The sequence below is a fragment of the Allostigmatella hybrida genome, from assembly GCF_020103775.1.
Lineage (GTDB): Bacteria > Myxococcota > Myxococcia > Myxococcales > Myxococcaceae > Hyalangium > Hyalangium aurantiaca.
Genome location: NZ_JAHXBH010000018.1, coordinates 24,908 through 42,756 on the forward strand (window position 1 = coordinate 24,908; position 17,849 = coordinate 42,756).

Sequence of the window (17,849 nt, forward strand, 5' to 3'; positions counted from 1 at the left end):
GTTCCCCTGCACCGGCGCCGGAGACTCACGCCCGCGTACACAAGGAGGCGCGCGCATGGAGACACGGCAGCTGGGCAATTCCGACCTTCACATCACCCCGATTGGCTTTGGCGCCTGGGCCATCGGGGGCGCGGGCTATGCGTTCGCCTGGGGCCCTCAGGATGACGCGCAGTCCGTCCGCTCCATCCACCGTGCGTTGGAGCTGGGCATCAACTGGATCGACACCGCGGCGGTGTATGGGCTGGGCCACTCGGAGGAAATCGTCGCCCAGGCGCTGGAGGGCCGCTCGAACCGGCCCTATGTCTTCACCAAGTGCGGGCTCGTCTGGGACGCCAAGGGCCAGGTCTCCAACGAGCTGAGCGCGGACTCCATCCGCCGCGAATGTGAGGCCAGCCTGCGCCGGCTCCAGGTGGACACCATCGACTTGTATCAGGTGCACTGGCCGCTGGAGGGCGGCTCGCTCAAGGGCCTCGAGGAGGGCTGGAAGGCCCTGGCGGAGCTGAAGCGCCAGGGCAAGGTGCGGTGGATCGGCGTCTCCAACTTCGACGAGAAGCAATTGGAGTTCGCGCACCAGATTTCGCCCATCACCTCGCTCCAGCCGCCCTACTCGCTCATCAACCGCCACATCGAGAAGGCCATCCTGCCCTTCTGCGAGCGCCACGGCATCGGCGTCATCGTCTACTCGCCCATGGCCTCGGGGCTGCTGACGGGCGCCATGACGCGCGAGCGCGCCGCGAAGCTCCCCAAGGACGACTGGCGGCGCAACAGCCGGGACTTCCAGGAGCCGCTGCTCTCCAAGCACCTGGCCTTGGTGGACCGGCTGCGGGAGGTGGCCGCGGTGCACGGCCGCTCTCCGGCCGAGGCAGCCATCGCCTGGACGCTGCGCAAGCCCGCGGTCACCGCCGCCATCGTGGGCGCCCGAAGCGCCGGGCAGGTGGACGGCTTCATCGGCGCATTGGACTTCCGGCTCTCGGAGGCCGAGGTGGCCCGGGCCGAGGACGGCCTGAGCTAGGCACGGCCGGGGCCGCTTCAAGGGGCGGGCGGAAAGGCGCGCCCCTCCACCGCCTCGATGGCGGCGCGGACCTCCGCGGGCACGGCGATTTTCTCGTAGGCCGGGTAGCGAATCGTCACGATGACGCTGCTGCCGCGCGCGTACAGGGTGCCCGTGTCCGCGTCCGCCACCGCGTGCTCCAGGGAGAGGCTGGTGCGGCCCACGCGGGCCACGCGGGCGCCGGCCACGAGCGAGGCCGGGTAGACGACGGGCTTGAGGTAGTCCGCGCTCGTGGTGGCCAGGATGGGCCCCACCCCGGAGTGGCCCGAGCTCACCAGGCCAATGCGGGCCAGGTAGGCGATCCGCGCCGACTCGAACCAGACGAAGAAGCGTGCGTTGTTCACGTGGCCGTACGCATCCATCTCGCTCCAGTGAACGGGGAAGCGGGGCGTGACGATGGCAAAATCCTTCAGCGTCTCAGACATGGCGGCCATGCTGGTCCAGACACGGCCGCCTGGGAACGGGCATTCCTACCCAGGGGTTGACCCGGGGGGGCAGGCTGGGTGACGGTGAACGGATTGTGACACCTCCGGAGAGCGGTACCGCCACGAACCCCCAGCGCCGCGCGGACATGGTGCGCTGGTTGCACCCCGCGCAGTTCATCCGCGCCAGCCTGGACGCCATCGTCGCGGCCGTGTTCGGGACCCGGGCCGACCAGCGGCTCGTGGAGGCGATGGTCCGCCCCCAGGAGCCCTACTTCGACTACTCCAACCTCCAGGATGGCCAGGACGCGTTATGGCTGGACTACGTCGCGGACACCGGCGACGGGTGGAACTCCACCTACTGCATCGCCCGGCTGCTGGCGCTGGCCGAGCTGACGCTCCAGACGCCCGAGGGGACCGGGCACGCCACCCAGCGCGGCCAGGTGCTCGTCTTCGGCGGGGACACGGTGTACCCGGGCGCCAGCCGCGAGACGTACGAGGAGCGGCTCGTGCAGCCCTACGAGGCGGCCCTGCGCCGCTCGCCGCCGCCCAGCCCGGACCTGTTCGTCATTCCAGGCAACCATGACTGGTACGACGGGCTGGCGGCCTTCCTGCGGCTGTTCTGCGCCCGGCGGTGGGTGGCGGGCCGGCGCACGCGCCAGAGCCGGAGCTACTTCGCGCTGAAGCTGCCCCGCGGCTGGTGGCTGCTGGGCACCGACGTGCAGCTCAACAGCGACATCGACGTGCCCCAGGTGGAGTACTTCCGCCAGGTGGCCTCGCGCATGGAGCCCACCGACCGCGTCATCCTCTGCAACGCCGAGCCGGCCTGGATTCACGCCGCCAACACCAAGCGCCGCCGCGGCTACCTGGAGAACAACCTCGAGTATCTCCAGGAGAAGGTGCTGGGCAAGCGCATCAGCGTCTTCCTCGCTGGAGACTTGCACCACTACCGGCGGCACGAGAACCCCGAGGGGCAGCAGAAAATCACCGCCGGCGGCGGCGGCGCCTTCCTGCACCCCACGCACGCGCCCAAGGCGGACGTGCTGCTGGACGGCTACACGGTGCGCAAGAGCTTCCCGGACGAGAAGACGTCTCGAAAGATTGCCCGGGGCAACCTGCTGCTCATCCGCCACAGCCCGCTCTTCGGGCTGATTACCGGCACGCTCTACCTGTCGCTGGCGCTGGCGGCCTACGCCGAGGTGGGCCACCTGGGGTTCGCCGGGCTGCCCGACGTGCTCTCCTCGGTGGCCTACTCCATGATTACGCGGCCGTGGAGCATGGGGCTGGGCATCATCACCCTGCTGAGCCTGGGCGCGTTCGCGGATGCGGCCTTTGGGCGCTGGAAGTGGGTGATGGGCCTCTCGCACGGCCTGGGCCACATCGTGGCCGCGTTCTTCTGCGCCTGGGGTGGCACCTACCTCACCGTGAGCGGCCTGGACATCTGCGCGGAGCGGCTGGCCACGGACCCCACGCTGTGCGCGGGAGGCTGGCCGCACCTGGCCGGCAAGTTCTTCCTCTCCTCGGCCTTCACCTTCCTCTTCGGGTTCCTGGTGGGGCCCTTCGTGAGCGGCCTCTACTTCTGGGTGAGCGTCAACGGCTTCCTCGCCCACTCGAACGAGGCGTTCGGCGCGCTGGCGGTGGCCGACTACAAGAACTTCCTGCGCCTGAAAATCGATACAGCGGGCTGCCTCACCATCTACCCCGTGGGCGTGGAGCGCGTGCCCCGCCAGTGGAAGGAGACCCACGCCGGGCCCTCCCACCCCGCCTACGCGCCCGATGACCCGGACGCCACCGAGCCCTACCTCATCGAAGCGCCCATCCGCGTGAACCTGAACGCGCGGAACTGGACCGACGAGGGCGAGGAGCGCTTCAACGAATGAGGTGGTGGACCTGCTCCAGCAGGAGCGCGCACAAGAGCCCCCCGTAGGTGCCCAGCACGTAGCCCAGCACGGCGAGCAGCACCCCCACGGGGGCCAGGGCGGGGTGGAAGGCCGCGGCCACCACCGAGGCGGAAGCCGTCCCGCCCACGTTCGCCTGGGAGCCCACCGCCGCGAAGAAGATGGGCGCCTTGAGCCAGCGCCGCACCCCGAGAATCACCGCCGCGTGGAAGGCCATCCACACCATGCCCACCGCCACGAGCGCGGGCGCATCCAGGAGCCTTCGGAACTCCGCCTGCGCGCCGATGGTGGCGATCAGCAGGTACAGGAGCACCGAGCCCAGGCGGCTCGCCCCCGCGCCCTCCAGCTTGCGCGCCGGGGTGAAGGACAGCCCCACGCCCACCGCCGTCACCAGCAGCACCACCCACGTGAAGCCCGTCACCATGGTGCCCAGGTCCGGCAGCTCGCGCGCCAGCGCCGTGCACGCCACGGTGACACCGAAGGCGATGCCCAGCATCCACAGCAGGTCCGCCAGGCTCGCCGGCCGCGCGCTCCCCGCCTGGAGCAGCTCCACCTCCTGCCGCACCGCCTCCAGCGTGCGCCGGTCCGCGCCCAGGCGCGCGTCCATCGTCTTCTCGCGGCCCGCGAAGGACAGCAGCACCGCCGTCCAGATGTTGGAGACGCCCACATCCACCACCACCATCATGCTCAGCGTGCTGTCCGAGGCGCCCACGCTCTGGCCAATGGCCACGAAGTTCGCGCTGCCCCCAATCCACGAGCCGCTCAGCGCCGCCAGCCCCTTCCAAGCCTGGTCCCCCAGCTCCGCCGGCACCAGGCCCCCCAGCGCCAGGTACGCCAGGGGCCCGCCGAGGATGATGCCCGCCGCGCCCGCCAGGAAGAGCACCACGGCGTTGCGCCCCAGCCGGGCAATGGAGGGCAGGTCCACCGAGAGCACCAGCAGCACCAGGCTCGCGGGCAGCAGGTACACGCGCACGAAGCGGTACAGCTCGGACTGGAGGGGAATCACGCCCAGGTTCGAGAGCGCCGTGGGCACGAAGTAGATGAAGACGATGAGCGGCACCACGCCGAAGAAGCGGTGGATCGTCGGGTGCCGGTCCGCGAGCACCAGGAGCCCGAGCACGCCCAGCAGCACGGCGAACACCGCCATGGGCTCTTGAATGAGCGCCGGACTCACCGGGCCCTCACGCCCAGCCCCACGCCCTCGCCCAGCCGGATGCGCCCCTCCTCCACCGGGTGCCCCACGAAGGGGTCCTCCGCGAGCAGCAGGTTGCCGTCCAGGTCCAACCAGTCCGCCAGGGGGCCCAGGTGGGCCCCGGCCGCGATGCCCACGGCGGTCTCCACCATGCAGCCAATCATCACCTTCAGCCCACAGGCCCGCGCGGCCTCGACGGTGCGCAGCGCCTCGCGGATGCCGCCTGCCTTCTGCAACTTGATGTTGATGCCGTGGTAGCCCTCGGCCAGGCGCGGCACGTCCGAGGCCTGGAGGAGGGCCTCGTCCGCCACCAGCGGCAGGGGCGAGCGGGCGCGCAGCCACCGGGCACCCTCCACGTCCGCCGCGGGCAGGGGCTGCTCCACCAGCTCCACCCCTTGCGTGGCCAGCCATTCGATGTGCGCCAGCGCCTCGTCGGGGCGCCAGGCCTCGTTGGCATCCACGCGAATCACCTTGGAGGTGGCCTGGCGCACCGCGCCGAACACCTCGCGCACGCGGCCTGCGCCCAGCTTCACCTTGAGCACCGGGTACGGCGCGGCCTCCTGCACCTTGCGCGCGAGCGTCTCCGGCTCATCGATGCCGATGGAGAACGAGGTGAGGGGCATGCGCGCCGGGTTCACCCCCCACAGCCGGTACAGCGGAACGTCCATCAGCTGCGCGGCCAGGTCGTGCAGGGCGATGTCCACCGCCGCCTTCGCCGCGCCGTGGCCCGGCACGGCGGCCTGGAGCGCCTCCGACACCTCCCGGAAGTGGCGGGGGTCGGCCCCCTCCACCACCGGCGCGAGGACCTGAAGGGCCTCCAGCACCGTCTCCGCGGACTCCCCATACCGGACGTTGGGTGCTGCCTCCCCCCGCCCGGTGAGCGCCCCCGAGCGCAGCTCCACGAGGACGTTGCGCTTGGAGGTACTGGTCCCCCGGGCAATCGTCCAGGCATGGCGAAGCGGCAGCTCGAGAACGTGGGCGGTCAGGACCAGAGACATGGGCGAGGGCTCCCGGGAGAATGAGAGCCCTCTAGCACGATGCCCTGGGAAGCGGAGTGCTCTGCGACTTCGTTCCTACGTTCCGCTTAGTTGGGCGCCAGGTAACGAATCACCTTCCATGAGCCGTCGAGGTGGAGCTCGATGCTCTTCTGCGGCGTGCCCACCGGGATGGCGGGGGTGCCCAGGTTCAGCTCGGGGAAGATGATCTGCTTGCCGTTGAAGCGGAACAGCTTGCCCAGGATCTTCGTCTCCTGGCCGCCGATGTTGAAGATCACCTCGCCGATGTCCGCGAAGAAGCCCGGCAGCACGAGCGCCGAGGCCGGCAGCTTCACGGGAATCGCGGGGACCTCGACGCCGTCGATGTCGATGCAGCGGTAGGGGTTGTAGTTGATCTCCGGCAGGGTGAAGGAGAGGGGGGGAAGCACGGTGCCGAGCTCCGGCAGGGCGAACAGCGGGGTGCCCTCGGTGCCCAGGTTCAGGCCGGGCAGGTTCAGGGAGTAGCCGAGGATGGTCTGCGCCGTCTCATCCACGTGCACGCGGATCGGATCCGCCAGCGCGCTCAGCGCGGGGATGTAGATGGGCACCGCGGGGGTGGAGACCGTGACGCTGTCCAGGTGGGTGAACACGTACACGCACGTGGGGTGTGCCGCGGCGATGCTCGGAACAGCCAGGCCCGCGATCGAGGCCACGCCCATCAGGAAACGCTTCAGGAAACGGGGGGTCATGTTGCTCTCCAGGAAAGGCCCGTCGAGAGCCAGGGGGTCATCCCCTGCGCTTCGCCGCGCCTTCATGGATTTATTGAAAGGAGACGGTATTTCTGGATCTCCCCACAATTTAATTTTCCATTGTCTTTCAAAGTATCCGGGGAGTTGTGAGGAGAGGTGGGCTCCCTTTCCCAGGCGGCCGGGATAGGGTCGGCGGGGGATGCCACCTTCTCTTACCCTGCGAGCCGGTCCCGAAGCCCTGCGGCATTTGCGCGAGCGCGGCCTGCGCGCCGAGGACGTGGAGGTGCTGCCCGGGGCCTCGGGCGGGCCCAAGTGGCTGGTGCTGTCTGGGCTGGACCGGGTGCTCTTCGGCGAGTTCCTGCGCGCCCCCCGGAGCCGCCCGCTGCACCTCATCGGCGCGTCCATCGGGAGCTGGCGCCTGGCGTGCCTGGCGCAGAAGGAGCCCGTGGCGGCGCTCGACCGCTTCGCGGCGGCGTACCTGGAGCAGCGCTATCCGCCCCGGCCGCCGCCCTCGCTCGTCTCTGGGACGAGCGCCCGCATCCTGGATGCGCTGCTGGGGCCGGAAGGGGCGGAGGAGATTGTGGGCCACCCCTGGGCGCGGCTGCATGTCATGACGACGCTGTGCCGGGGGCCCACGGCCAGCGACGCTCCGGGCGTGCTCTTCTCGGGCCTGGCCCTGGCGGCGCTGGCCAATGGGGTGAGCCGACGCACGCTCTCGCTCCAGATGAAGCGTGCCATCTTCCACACCGCCGGGGACAGCAGCCCGTTCGCGGGCCTGAAGGACTTGCCCACGGTGCACCAGCCGCTGACACGGGAGAACCTGCGGGCGGCGCTCCTGGCCTCCGGCTCCATCCCCGGGCTGATGAGCGGGGTGCACATTCCGGGCGCGCTCGCGGGGACGTACCGGGATGGGGGCATCGTGGACTACCACCCGAACCTGCACTTCGGGCCGGGAGAGGGATTGGTGCTCTATCCGCACTTCTATCCCCATGTGATTCCGGGCTGGTTCGACAAGTCGCTGCGCTGGCGGTGGAGCCTGTCGCGGCACTTCCAGCGCGCGCTCCTGCTGTCACCGTCCGAGGCGTTCGTCTCGCGCCTGCCACACGGAAAGATTCCCGACCGGGAGGACTTCGTCCGGTTCGGCGATGCGGAGCGGATCCGCAACTGGAACACGGTGCGCCAGGCCAGTGCGCAGCTGGGCGAGGAGTTCCAGGAGCTGCTCGCCACGGGACGTTGGGTGGACCGCGTTCAGCCGCTCTGAGGGACGCACCGGCCCTGGGAAGCGGGGTAGGTTGCGCGGATGCGAGCCCTGTCCCTGTGTCTTGGTCTCATCGCCCTGGGGTGCGGTCATGCCTCCGGGAGAGCCCCTGCCGCCCCGCCCCGGACGGAGGAGCTGCGCACGCTGCTCTCCGAGCTGGTCGCGGTGGACACCTCCAATCCGCCCGGGAACGAGACGGCCGCGGCCCGCATTGCCGGGCGGTGGCTGAGCGAGGCCGGCATCCAGGTGGAGTTGTTCGAGCCCGCTCCCGGACGCGGCAACCTGCTGGCCCGGCTGAAGGGAACAGGCCAGGGGCGGCCCCTGCTCGTCCTGGCCCACCTGGACACGGTGCCTTCCCGGAAGGAGGAGTGGGCCACGGATCCGTGGACGCTCACCGAGCGGGACGGCTTCCTGTACGGGCGGGGCGTGCAGGACAACAAGGGCATGGCGGCAGCGAGCGTGCTGGCGCTGCGGCGGCTCCAGCGCGAGGGGGGGCCACGCTCACGCGACATCCTCTTGTACCTGGGGGCGGACGAAGAGGTGGGGGCAGGCCATGGCCTGGAGTGGATGCTGGCGAACCGTCCGGAGCTGAGAGAGGCGGAGTTCGCCCTCAATGAAGGCGGACTGACCGAGCTGAGCGAGGACCGCGGCCGGGTGCGCTTCGTGGCGCTTCAGGCCGCGGAGCGGGTCTCCCGGAACGTGGTGCTGAAGGCGACGGGGCCGGGAGGCCACTCCTCCGCGCCCCCGGTGGCGCCCAATCCGCTGGTGCGCCTGGCGGCGGCGGTGGCGCGCGTGGGGGCCCTCCCCTTCCCCGCCCGCCTGACGCCCGCCGCGCGGTTGCACATTCAAGCCCGCGCGCCCATGACGGAGGGGGAACTGGGCGAGGCCTTGAAGCGCATTGCCGCCTCGCCGGAGGCCCCGCCCCAGGAGGCCGTGGACACGGTGGCGCGGCTGGATCCAGCGCTGGCGGCGGTGATGCGCACCACATGCGTGCCGACGGTGTTCCACGCGGGCACCCGCTCCAACGTCATTCCCGCCACGGCGGAAGCCATCCTCAACTGCCGGCTGCTCCCGGACGAGGATGTGCAGGCGCTCCACACCCGGCTCGTGGCCGCGGTGGCGGACACGTCCATCAAGGTGCAGATGGACACGCGGGCCCCCGACTCGCCCATGTCGCCCGTGGGGGACAACGCGATGTTCCGGGCCGCGAGGGCCGCCGCGGCGCGCGTGTGGCCAGGAGTGCCCGTCATCCCCCGCCAGTCCACGGGCACCACCGAGTCCGCGATGCTGCGCCGGGCAGGGATCCACGCGTATGGCATCGACCTCTTCGCCCTGACGCCGGAGGACGCGCGCACCGCCCATGCGCCCAACGAGCGCGTCCCGGTAGCCTCCCTGCAACCCGGCGCCGAGTTCGTCTACCAACTGTTGCGAGAGCTGACGAAATAACAGCCATTGCCAGCGCCCATGGCTCCGCAGCGAGGCCAGTCCTTGAGGGAAAGTTCGGGTGAGAGCAGTGCGGCGGGTGAGCAGGAAGACGGTGCTCGTAGGTTTGGCGGGAGGACTCCTGCCAGTACCGCTCATTCTCTTGCTGGCCGGTGCGCTTTGGCCCACCTCGCCCGAGGTCGCGCCGGGGGGCAGAAGAATCAGCCCTGTTCTCGATACGGAGATGCGTACAAGGTTGAGCACCTATCGCCGTTCATGCGGACCTGACCGTCCCTGTGAGGCGCAGCTGGGTTGTGTCTGGGACACCCGGATCTTCACGCAGTACTGCACCGACAGTCAGTGCCTGACGGATCTGCAGTGCCCGCAGGGGCAAGTCTGCCGGACTGTTGCGACCGAGGGAGAAGGACCGCTGGTGAGGTTCTGCGTTCCCATTGGCAGACGGCAGGAAGGGGAGCGGTGCTTGGCGCTCGCGAAAAATCTGGAGGCGGCGTGCGCGGCCGGACTGCTGTGCGGAGGGAAAGAGGGTTGGTGCGCACGGCCATGCCAGAGCGGCGCCATAGACGCCTGCCCCGTCGGCTTCTTCTGTGCGGAAACGGCCCCAGAGCCCGTGTGCCTCCCCTCGTGTGAACGGCAAGGCTGCCCGGCCGGACAGCAATGCATCCGGTATGAAGAATCCGCCTCCGCATGCGCCGAGGTCCAAGGGGACAACTGCCAGAGCACTCCGTGCCCAGAGGGACTTCGGTGCCAAGTCGAGTATGAGCGGGCACGCCCCGGACAGGTGCGGATGACCTGTATGGCGCGGTGACAGTCCTCGGTTTGGGCACGGAAGGGCCCGTGATACCTGTTCCCCTGCCCCACAGCGGCCATGCGCCGCATCACCTGCGAAGGATGAGCGATGGCAATCCAGTCACAGCGGTTCTCCTATGAGGCGGGAGGCGTCGAATCGGCCGCCTTCCTGACCTGGGACGATGCGGTGAAGGGACCGTTGCCAGGCGTATTGGTGTCTCCCACCGTGCGAGGTCCCACGCCCTTCGAGGAAGAGCGCGCCGGTCGGCTGGCCGCGCTCGGCTATGCAGCGATGGTGCTGGATCCCTATGGCATCACCGCGCGAACCGCCCCCAACCCCGACAACTTCGGATTGATGAACGCGCTCCTCCAGAATCGAGCGTTGCTCCAGGCACGGCTGGGAGCCGCAGCCGATGCGCTCAAGGCACGCAAGGAGGTCGATTCGGCCCGGCTCGCCGCGATTGGCTTCTGCTTCGGAGGTCTGTGCGCACTCGATCTAGCGCGGACGCGCACCGACATCCTGGGGGTCGCCCCGTTTCACGGAGTGTTCACCCCATCGCCTGTGCCCACGCTCGACCGGATCACCGCCAAGGTGCTGGCGCTCCACGGCTGGGAAGACCCGCTCGCCAAACCGGAGGACGTCCGCGCGCTTGCGGATGAACTGACCGCCAAGGGATGCGACTGGCAGATTCACGCCTATGGCCAGACCACCCACGCCTTCACCAACCCGCAGGCGAATGACCGGCAGAAAGGCATGAGCTACCGCGCCGAGGCGGACCGGCGCTCCTGGGCGTCTCTCCAGAACTTCTTGGAGGAGCTCTTCGGGTAGGCCGAATCCTTTCCCTGGACGAAGCCTTCCATCAAGGCTTCGCCCAGGGTGTTCGGCTCGAGGAGGCCACCCGATGCTTCGAAAGCATCAGACGGGTGCCACCTCCTTGAGGGGGGAAGCAGGCAGTGCCGCAACCTCACCCGGTGTCTCCTCCTTGCTGACCTTGGAAAGTTCCAAGCTCCTCAGGACGAGGGCCTTCAACGCCCAGATTTGAGCGATGTTCTCCAAATAGACCCGGGAGAGTCCCAGCGCAGCGGGGGCGTCTTCAATCACGAATCCAGAGACCAGCTGCTTGGCCTCCGCAGCGGGCACCCAGGTGACGACGCTCTTGCGCTTCGCATTGCTGAAGAAGCGCAAGAACCACTTGGTGGGCTTGCGATAGGAGATGTTGAAGTAGGCGGTGGTGTCCCTGTAGAGGATCTCCTCGGGATTCGTTCCCCCCTTGGCGCAGATGTCCCGGATGAGCGCGAAGAAGTCGAGTTCCTCCTGCGTCGTCTCCACGGCCATGCGCTGCTTTTCCTCACCTGCGGTCCCCTTCACCTCTTCGAAGGGTTTGGCCGAATCAGGCTTGAGGACGTTCTGCGTGGATTCCGCCGGAGAGTCTCCCGTCTCGCGGAGGCGCTGAATGCGCTCCTTGAGCTTGTCGAGGAAGTCATCCCCCATGACGCGGAGCAGGGCGGGCTCAATGGCCTCCTTCGCCACCTCTCCCAGGCGCGTCATCACCGCGCCGGTCCGCTTGCCCTTGTAGACCTCCTCGGTCAGCCACCGCATGAAGCCTTCATTTTCCGCAGGAGACTTCAGGGCTGCCGCGAGCCTGTCGATCATGGCCTGGCGGTAGCGGCTGTTCTCCGCATCGGTCACCAGGGTTTCCGCGTTGAAGGACTCCCGGCTGAACTTCGAGAGAAACTTGGCGACCTTCGACCAATCGGTCTTGGTGTCTTCGAGCGAGAAGCTGAAGAACGGCTCGCTGTCCATCTGGTTCGGGTTTTCGAGGTCCCCGAAGAACAGATAGTGGCAACCATCGGTGATGATCCCGAAGTGGAGTTCCGCCATTTGAGCGATGTACCGGGCCAGTTGCTGAGACTTGGCCATCAGGTCCGTTCCCAACGGCTTGGTCTCGATCACCATCAAGGGCTTGGCGCCACTCTGGTCGAAGATGGCAAAATCCATCCGGTCCGGAAGGCGCTTCCCATCGCCCTGGGTAAACTCCGCCGCGTATTCGAGCCGGACCTCTTTGGGGATGTTGGGGTCATACCCAAGCAGCCGGATGAAGGGGACCACCAGCGCCATCTTGGCGGTCTCTTCATTGGTAATGTACTCGCGGTTATCGTTGAACCGCTTGACCAGTTCGAGCAGGTGATTGGCTTCCATGCTGTACCCCCCATCGGAACCTCGAAGAGGCGCTCAGCCTACTACACAGTGAAGGCCTGATGCTCTCGGGACCCGCGAGCTCGAAGATGCAGCCCGGAGTCCGGAGATCCTCACTAAAAACAGCCACTTGGGCGGACCGGAGCTTGGGCCCGGAAGAATGCGGCCTACTGACGGGTCAGCAGTGCGAACGAAGGCCACTTCTGACTGGTCAGAAGCGCACCGAGAGCCACTCCTGACTGGTCAGCAGTGGCTCGAAGCACTGGAGGGACACGACCAGCTGCTTGACCAGGCCAAGCGGCAAGGGAAGAGGCCTCAGGCGGCGAAGGTGATGGATGGTCCAGTCCACCGGCTCGCCCTGGATGACGACCTCGACGACATCGCCGGGCCGCTTGCCCATCAGGGCGCGGCCGAAGGGCGACACGGGGGTAATCACCCGCATGTGCCCATCTCCACCGGGCAGCGTCAGCTCCTCGCCTGCGCCCACCGGGGCAATGAAGAACGTCTGCCCCATCTCCTCGTTCTCCACCTCGACGACGGCGCCCAGGCCGATGCGCTCGCCCTTGCGCAGGGGCCGGGGATGAAACGCATCGAGCGCATCGAGCGCGGCGCGGGCCTGGGTGTCCCGCTGAGCGGTACCCCGGGCGAGGTTGACGGCGCGGGCCGCGCCGGAGCGCGCATCCGCGCGGGATCCCGAGTGGGCCCGGTGGGCGGTCTGAAGGGCTGAACGGAGCCGCTCACCCAACTGTGAGACGAGATAGGGCTTGTCCATGGGCGGAACGATACGGACCCCTCGGGAGTGGGCAAGGAATCGGCCGGTCCCTCGCGGCGCCCCTGCCCGTGCCTTTCGTCTCCCGAGCCACAGACCGGGCCGCGCCGCCTACGCCTCCCCGGCGAATCGCATTACGATGCGGCCCCCTGTGCGTTCCTACGACTGGCGGAGGCCTTGTCACCCCGTGCGAATCCGAATCCTCTGTCTGTGCACCACCCTCCTGCTGGCCGCCTGTGCCAGGACCTCCCGCTCGCCCGGGAATGAGTCCCCCGAGGAGGCCCCCGTGGCACGTTTCTGGAGGAGCAGCGCGGCGGCAAAGGACTTCGACCGCTTCCACCGGCAGGGCACGGTGCTGGCCCCCGATGGCACCCTGGAGCTGGACGCGGAGGCCCCGCTGGGCACCACGCCCTTTCCCGCGGGCGGTGCGCCTGGCACGCCCCCCATCGAGCGCTACCGCGTGGGCTCGGCGGTCCTGGCCGAGCAGGCCATCACCGGCGGCTTCGACAGCGCCATTCCCTCTTATGACGCGCTCACCCCGCCCGGAACGTGGGTGCGGGTGACGCTCGCCGCGCGTGTGGAGGGCACCTGGACGAAGGACTATGACTTCGGCCCCTGGGCGCTCGACAAGGGCACCGTCTCCCGGCGCAGCGTGGATGGACAGGAGGACTCCCAGGGGCGCGTGCTCACCGACACGCTCATGCTCAAGCGGAAGGCGGAGGCCCTGCGCGCCACGGTGTGGCTCTACTCCACCCAGCCCGGGGTGAGCCCGCGCGTCCGGGCGCTCTCGGTGGCGCTGAGCGACGGGACGCGCATGCCGGTGGATGCCCCGTCGGATCAAACCGCGTGGGGGACGGTGCTGGACGTGCCGGGCCTCTCGCAGATGCCCTACCCGAACGGAGGGCCGGTGTGGTGCTCGCCCACCTCCACCACGATGCTGCTGGGCTACTGGAACCGGAAGCTGGGCCGCAACGACCTGGCCGAGCCGGTGCCCACCGCCGCCGCGAACGTCTATGACGAGGTGTACCGGGGCACGGGCAACTGGAGCTTCAACACCGCCTACGCGGCCGCCCGGGGCGAGGGCGCCCTGCACGGCGCGGTGGTGCGGCTCGACGCGTTCTCCCAGGTGGAGCGGTTCATCGCCGCGGGCATCCCCGTGAGCATCAGCATCGCCTACACGCCGGGAACGCTCACGGGTTCGGCGGCCTACAGCTCGGACGGACACCTCATCGTGGTGAAAGGCTTCACACCCCAGGGAGACGTCGTGTGCAACGACCCGGCCTTCCCGAGCGATGACAAGGTGGGGGTGACGTACAAGCGGGACGAGCTCTGGCAAGCGTGGCGCCACTCGGCAGGCGCCGCCTATGTGCTGTGGCCCTCCGGCACGGCGCTGCCCGCGGGCTCGGTCAACACCGTGCCCTGAGGTCTCCCAAGGCTTGAGCCTGTGCAGTCGCCTCGGACGTCAGCCTCACGTGTGAGGCTGACGTCCATGTGAGCCAGCACAGGCATGGGAGGCCGCGATGAAGTGGAACTGGGGGGCAGTGTTTCTGCTGGGGTTCTTCTGGACGGGCTGTACGGCGTCGCGGGTAGTGCGCTTGGACACGGGACACGGCGAGCCCATCGTCTACAGCCCACCGAAGAACGCAAAGCCCATCGAGGTGCACGAGGAGGAGTTCCAGAAGGCGCTCACCCGACTGGTGCTGGACATGCGCTTCTCCCTCCATGCGCAAAAAGAGGAGCGCCCTCGCTACCGGCTTGTCTCGTGGGATGGAGAGGCCAGGCAGCGCCAGTTCCCCAAGGGGAGCTACCAGCAGTGGTGCGCCCGACAGGGAAGCCCTGAGGAGTGCTTTACCTTGCTCGGCGGAGGCCTGAGCCTGCTGGACACCAGAGCCCGTCGAGACCTGGCCCTCAGCTTCGCGTGGGACAGCGTGTGGGCGGGCGTGCAGGACGCGGTGAAAGAGACCGTCAATCCCTTGGCCTTCAAGGCGATGGTGACGTCGGCCATGGCGGCTTACATGTTCCTGCTCGTGATGCCCGAGCCCACGACCAAACTGGTGGCGCTGGCGCTCACGACCTACTTCGTCGCGTACCTGGGGTTGGAGGTCTTCTTCGGCATCATTGACGGCTGGGGACGCCTGACCGCCGACGCGGAGAAGGCCATCTCCTTCGAGGAGTTGGAGGAAGCAGGGCACCGCTTCGGGAAGGTGATGGGAAAGAACGGCGCACGCGTCATCCTCCTGGCGCTGACGGCGGCACTGAGCGGCGGGGCGGCGAACATGGCCTCCAAGGGGCCTCACCTCCCGGGCTTCGCGCAAGCAGCCTTGGCCGCCGAGACCCACGCGGGATTCCAGATGTCCGCCGCCCTGGCGGGAGGCATTCGCTCCATCTCCGTGGCCGAGGGCGTCATGACCGTGGGGCTTGCGCCCCATGCGGTCGCAATGACCGCCAGAGGCTCGGCAAGCCAGAGCGCTGGTAACAACGCGCATGATCAGGAAAGCGGTCCTACGCGTCCCTCCTTGCCGCCCAACCCTCATGCCAAGCCGAGTGGAAGAAGAGCCAAGTCATCCGCTTCCGACGACGAAGCCACTCAACGGTCCATTCGTCGTGAAAATGAGATAGCGGATATCCTGGCCCAGACTGGGTACAAGGTCAGCCAGAACCCCCGGGTACCTGGCAGCCGCAACCCAGACTTCGAGATTGAAGGCAGAATCTTCGACAACTACGCCCCCGTTACCGGCAATCCGCGAAACATTTGGTCGGAAATCGACTCAAGCAAGGTCAATCCGGCGAATACGTCCCGCCAGGCGGATCGAATCGTCCTTGACCTGCGCGATAGCCCCGTCGACCTGAAGGCTCTCGGCCAGCAGTTCAGAGATTGGCCGATGCCCAATCTCAGAGAAGTTCTCATCGTTTCCAAGGACGGCAAGATCGTTCCGTTCTGGCCTTGAATCCCCATGAAGGAACTCCATGTCTCTTGATTATCGATTCAGCATGACCTCCGCATTGGAGGCGAAGGAGCTCCTGATGCTGGCCCTCGCGGAGCTGCAATTGACGCCCGAAGAAAGGCGCACGCCCGAAGGCGCACCCATGGAGACCCAGGGGCCTGGTTTTCTCGTGAGCGCGGGCCCCACTTCTGCCTTGGAGAAGGTGATTCTCAGGGAAGGACTGGGCATCGAGCCCACGTCGGCCCTCGCTTTCTCCATCGACAAGTTCTCGGACAGAGCGAGGGCTGTCACCGCCATGCTCCAAGCGGAACTGGCGGTGCTTCATCAAGTACCGGGTGACGCAGCGCTCGTGTTCAATGGAGACACCGTCCTGCTCCTGCGGCAGGACGGGCAACTCTTTTTGGATTCACGCACCGGCCTCTGGACTCCAGAACGGCTGGAGCGGGTGAACATGCCCTACACGCTGAAGGACTTCCCCGTGTTGTAAGGCATGGCCCCCCCGTCACGGCGATACGCTCAGGGCAGCGTGAGCAGCTCGTAGCCCTGCTCGGTGACGACGAGCATGTGCTCGAACTGGGCGCTGCGGCTGCCGTCGGCGGTGACCGCCGTCCAGCCATCGTCCCACGAGCGGTGCTGCCAGTGGCCGAGGTTGATCATCGGCTCCACGGTGAACGTCATGCCCGGCTGCATGATGGTGTTGGCATCCTCCTCGTAATAGTGAGGAATCTGCAGCGCGCTGTGGAACTTCTCGCCGATGCCGTGGCCACAGTAGGCCCGCACCACGCTCATGCCGTTCTTCGTGGCGTGGGACTCGATGGCGCGGCCGATGTCGTTGATGGGCCGCCCGGGCTTCACCGCCTGGAGGCCCACGTCCAGGCACTCGCGCGCCACGCGCACCAGGCGCTCGGAGTCCGGGTCCACTTTGCCCACGCAGTAGGTGGCCGAGCAATCCCCGTGGACGCCCTCCAGGAAGATGGTGATGTCCAGGTTGATGATGTCGCCGTCTTCCAGCGGCCGGCTGTCCGGGATGCCGTGGCAGATGACCTCGTTGATCGAGGTGCACAGCGACTTGGGGAAGCCGTGGTAGTTGAGCGTGCTCGGGTAGCCGCCCAGCTGGATGTAGGCCTCGTGGGCGATGGCGTCGAGCTCGTCGGTGGTGATGCCCGGGCGCAGGGCCGCGGCGGTGGTCTGCAGCACCTGGGCGGCGGCCTTGCCCGCGCGGCGCATGCGGGCAATCACGTCCGGGCTCTTCACGTCGGACATCTCGCCCCGGCCCGGCCGGCCCGTCTCCGCGTAGTCCGGGCGAGGGATGTGCGCGGGCACCGAGCGGCGGGGGCTGATGAGGCCCGGGCGGATGCCCTTGCGCTGGGCATTGCCGCCCAGCTTGCGCGCCTCGGCGGCGTCCGCGCCCCGGTGGCACTTCTTGTACTTGGAACCGCTGCCACACCAGCAAACCTCATTGGGAGCTGGGAGAACAGCGGGCGGCTGGCGGGCGGCGGCTTGAGTATTCATCGCTGCTGTCTATAACCCGTGAGCCCCGGGGGACGCACGGGCCTTGATGGGGGGGCAGCCCTCCGGCCAGGCCCCCTTCTACCCTCCCCCTTCGCCGGGGGCCTGCCCACAGAACTTGACGCTCACCTCCCCCTCCACGGAAACCTGGGAGCTGATGCCGCGCAGCCGCACCTTGCCCAGCGCCCCCACCTCCGGGGGCGTCTCGACGAACTCCACCAGGCCCGACACGACCAGGGAGCTGTCCGGCTTCCCGTTCCGGTAGACCACGGCACTCAGGATGTTCTGGAGGGACAACGGCTCGGTGTGCACGGTCCACGGACCGGCGAGCGTGAAGTCCCGCCGCCCTTCCGTGAGCGCTCCCAGGTCGCCGCAATCCAGCCGCGCCTCCGAGATCTGAATGAGCGTGTTGTCCGGGACGCCGGGGTCCTCGAAGCCGTAGGCGATCGCGGACACGGCCGTGAAGGGCTGCCCGTGCACGGTGCCGCTCAGCGGCACGGCGGCCACGGGGGTGTGCGCCTCATCCTCTCCCCCGCAGGCCATGACGAGAAGGGACAGCAGGGCCGTGGGGCCCACGCGCGAGGAAATGTGCATGGCCTGACACCTTAACAAAGAAGCTGTTCTTCTCTGGGGGGAAAGACCCCGTCCGTGGCCGG

General features: G+C 68.2%; 16 protein-coding genes. 8 read left to right on the plus strand and 8 right to left on the minus strand.

The window, feature by feature from the left end; all coding sequences use genetic code 11:
- Positions 1-55 precede the first annotated feature (55 nt).
- Positions 56-1,012, plus strand: coding sequence for an aldo/keto reductase (locus KY661_RS24170; protein ID WP_225412459.1), 957 nt, complete (start codon positions 56-58; stop codon positions 1,010-1,012).
- Positions 1,013-1,029: 17 nt separating this feature from the next.
- On the opposite strand, the gene KY661_RS24175 is transcribed toward KY661_RS24170, so the two are convergent.
- Complete coding sequence (locus tag KY661_RS24175) at positions 1,030-1,485, minus strand: acyl-CoA thioesterase (RefSeq protein WP_225412460.1); 456 nt, start codon at positions 1,483-1,485, stop codon at positions 1,030-1,032.
- Between the two features lie 137 nt (positions 1,486-1,622).
- On the opposite strand from KY661_RS24175, the gene KY661_RS24180 reads away from it, so the two are divergent.
- Positions 1,623-3,353 carry a metallophosphoesterase gene (locus KY661_RS24180; protein WP_225412568.1) on the plus strand — a complete coding sequence of 577 codons (1,731 nt, stop codon included), beginning with the start codon at positions 1,623-1,625 and terminating at the stop codon, positions 3,351-3,353.
- Here KY661_RS24180 and KY661_RS24185 read toward each other — a convergent pair.
- The 3 genes from KY661_RS24185 to KY661_RS24195 form a co-directional block, all read right to left on the minus strand.
- Positions 3,343-4,545, minus strand: a complete 1,203-nt coding sequence (locus tag KY661_RS24185; protein ID WP_225412461.1) for a DUF819 family protein — start codon at positions 4,543-4,545, stop codon at positions 3,343-3,345. The genes KY661_RS24180 and KY661_RS24185 overlap by 11 nt on opposite strands.
- A complete protein-coding gene (locus tag KY661_RS24190) occupies positions 4,542-5,561 on the minus strand; it encodes a dipeptide epimerase (RefSeq protein WP_225412462.1) in 1,020 nt (339 codons plus the stop codon). The genes KY661_RS24185 and KY661_RS24190 overlap by 4 nt, the downstream gene beginning before the upstream one ends.
- Before the next feature lie 86 nt (positions 5,562-5,647).
- Positions 5,648-6,286, minus strand: a complete 639-nt coding sequence (locus KY661_RS24195; RefSeq protein WP_225412463.1) for a hypothetical protein — start codon at positions 6,284-6,286, stop codon at positions 5,648-5,650.
- Between the two features lie 199 nt (positions 6,287-6,485).
- Here KY661_RS24195 and KY661_RS24200 point away from each other — a divergent pair, with 199 nt between their 5' ends.
- From KY661_RS24200 to KY661_RS24210, 3 genes are all read left to right on the plus strand, one after another.
- Positions 6,486-7,547 (plus strand): patatin-like phospholipase family protein, encoded by a 1,062-nt coding sequence (locus KY661_RS24200; RefSeq protein WP_225412464.1) that lies wholly within the window; start codon positions 6,486-6,488, stop codon positions 7,545-7,547.
- A gap of 39 nt (positions 7,548-7,586) precedes the next feature.
- Positions 7,587-8,990: a M20/M25/M40 family metallo-hydrolase gene (locus KY661_RS24205; protein WP_225412465.1), complete on the plus strand. Its 1,404-nt coding sequence runs from the start codon at positions 7,587-7,589 to the stop codon at positions 8,988-8,990.
- Between the two features lie 892 nt (positions 8,991-9,882).
- Complete coding sequence (locus tag KY661_RS24210) at positions 9,883-10,602, plus strand: dienelactone hydrolase family protein (RefSeq protein WP_225412466.1); 720 nt, start codon at positions 9,883-9,885, stop codon at positions 10,600-10,602.
- A gap of 87 nt (positions 10,603-10,689) precedes the next feature.
- Here the strand turns inward: KY661_RS24210 and KY661_RS24215 are convergent, their stop codons facing one another.
- The gene (locus tag KY661_RS24215; protein WP_225412467.1) at positions 10,690-11,973 is read right to left on the minus strand and encodes a type I restriction enzyme HsdR N-terminal domain-containing protein; all 1,284 of its coding nucleotides are present in this window, start codon (positions 11,971-11,973) and stop codon (positions 10,690-10,692) included.
- A gap of 208 nt (positions 11,974-12,181) precedes the next feature.
- Complete coding sequence (locus KY661_RS24220; RefSeq protein WP_225412468.1) at positions 12,182-12,742, minus strand: GreA/GreB family elongation factor; 561 nt, start codon at positions 12,740-12,742, stop codon at positions 12,182-12,184.
- Positions 12,743-13,025: 283 nt separating this feature from the next.
- Here KY661_RS24220 and KY661_RS24225 point away from each other — a divergent pair, with 283 nt between their 5' ends.
- The 3 genes from KY661_RS24225 (at position 13,026) to KY661_RS24235 (ending at position 16,171) form a co-directional block, all read left to right on the plus strand.
- Positions 13,026-14,162 (plus strand): C39 family peptidase, encoded by a 1,137-nt coding sequence (locus KY661_RS24225; protein WP_225412469.1) that lies wholly within the window; start codon positions 13,026-13,028, stop codon positions 14,160-14,162.
- A gap of 97 nt (positions 14,163-14,259) precedes the next feature.
- Positions 14,260-15,687, plus strand: a complete 1,428-nt coding sequence (gene sitA5 / locus KY661_RS24230; protein WP_225412470.1) for a SitA5 family polymorphic toxin — start codon at positions 14,260-14,262, stop codon at positions 15,685-15,687.
- A gap of 19 nt (positions 15,688-15,706) precedes the next feature.
- Positions 15,707-16,171, plus strand: a complete 465-nt coding sequence (locus tag KY661_RS24235; RefSeq protein WP_263437318.1) for a SitI3 family protein — start codon at positions 15,707-15,709, stop codon at positions 16,169-16,171.
- A 29-nt stretch (positions 16,172-16,200) separates the two neighbouring features.
- Here the strand turns inward: KY661_RS24235 and map are convergent, their stop codons facing one another.
- Positions 16,201-17,196: a type I methionyl aminopeptidase gene (map, locus tag KY661_RS24240; RefSeq protein ID WP_225412472.1), complete on the minus strand. Its 996-nt coding sequence runs from the start codon at positions 17,194-17,196 to the stop codon at positions 16,201-16,203.
- Positions 17,197-17,274: 78 nt separating this feature from the next.
- Entirely contained in the window at positions 17,275-17,787 is a 513-nt protein-coding gene (locus KY661_RS24245; protein WP_225412473.1) for a hypothetical protein, read from the minus strand.
- Between the last annotated feature and the right edge of the window lie 62 nt (positions 17,788-17,849).

Excerpts from the sequence above, each read along its gene's own strand:
- KY661_RS24170 (WP_225412459.1), top strand. The coding sequence starts at position 56 with ATGGAGACACGGCAGCTGGGCAATTCCGACCTTCACATCACCCCGATT.
- KY661_RS24175 (WP_225412460.1), bottom strand. The coding sequence starts at position 1,485 with ATGGCCGCCATGTCTGAGACGCTGAAGGATTTTGCCATCGTCACGCCC.
- KY661_RS24180 (WP_225412568.1), top strand. The coding sequence starts at position 1,623 with ATGGTGCGCTGGTTGCACCCCGCGCAGTTCATCCGCGCCAGCCTGGAC.
- KY661_RS24190 (WP_225412462.1), bottom strand. The coding sequence starts at position 5,561 with ATGTCTCTGGTCCTGACCGCCCACGTTCTCGAGCTGCCGCTTCGCCAT.
- KY661_RS24195 (WP_225412463.1), bottom strand. The coding sequence starts at position 6,286 with ATGACCCCCCGTTTCCTGAAGCGTTTCCTGATGGGCGTGGCCTCGATC.
- KY661_RS24200 (WP_225412464.1), top strand. The coding sequence starts at position 6,486 with ATGCCACCTTCTCTTACCCTGCGAGCCGGTCCCGAAGCCCTGCGGCAT.
- KY661_RS24205 (WP_225412465.1), top strand. The coding sequence starts at position 7,587 with ATGCGAGCCCTGTCCCTGTGTCTTGGTCTCATCGCCCTGGGGTGCGGT.
- KY661_RS24210 (WP_225412466.1), top strand. The coding sequence starts at position 9,883 with ATGGCAATCCAGTCACAGCGGTTCTCCTATGAGGCGGGAGGCGTCGAA.
- KY661_RS24215 (WP_225412467.1), bottom strand. The coding sequence starts at position 11,973 with ATGGAAGCCAATCACCTGCTCGAACTGGTCAAGCGGTTCAACGATAAC.
- KY661_RS24220 (WP_225412468.1), bottom strand. The coding sequence starts at position 12,742 with ATGGACAAGCCCTATCTCGTCTCACAGTTGGGTGAGCGGCTCCGTTCA.
- sitA5 (WP_225412470.1), top strand. The coding sequence starts at position 14,260 with ATGAAGTGGAACTGGGGGGCAGTGTTTCTGCTGGGGTTCTTCTGGACG.
- KY661_RS24235 (WP_263437318.1), top strand. The coding sequence starts at position 15,707 with ATGTCTCTTGATTATCGATTCAGCATGACCTCCGCATTGGAGGCGAAG.
- map (WP_225412472.1), bottom strand. The coding sequence starts at position 17,196 with ATGAATACTCAAGCCGCCGCCCGCCAGCCGCCCGCTGTTCTCCCAGCT.
- KY661_RS24245 (WP_225412473.1), bottom strand. The coding sequence starts at position 17,787 with ATGCACATTTCCTCGCGCGTGGGCCCCACGGCCCTGCTGTCCCTTCTC.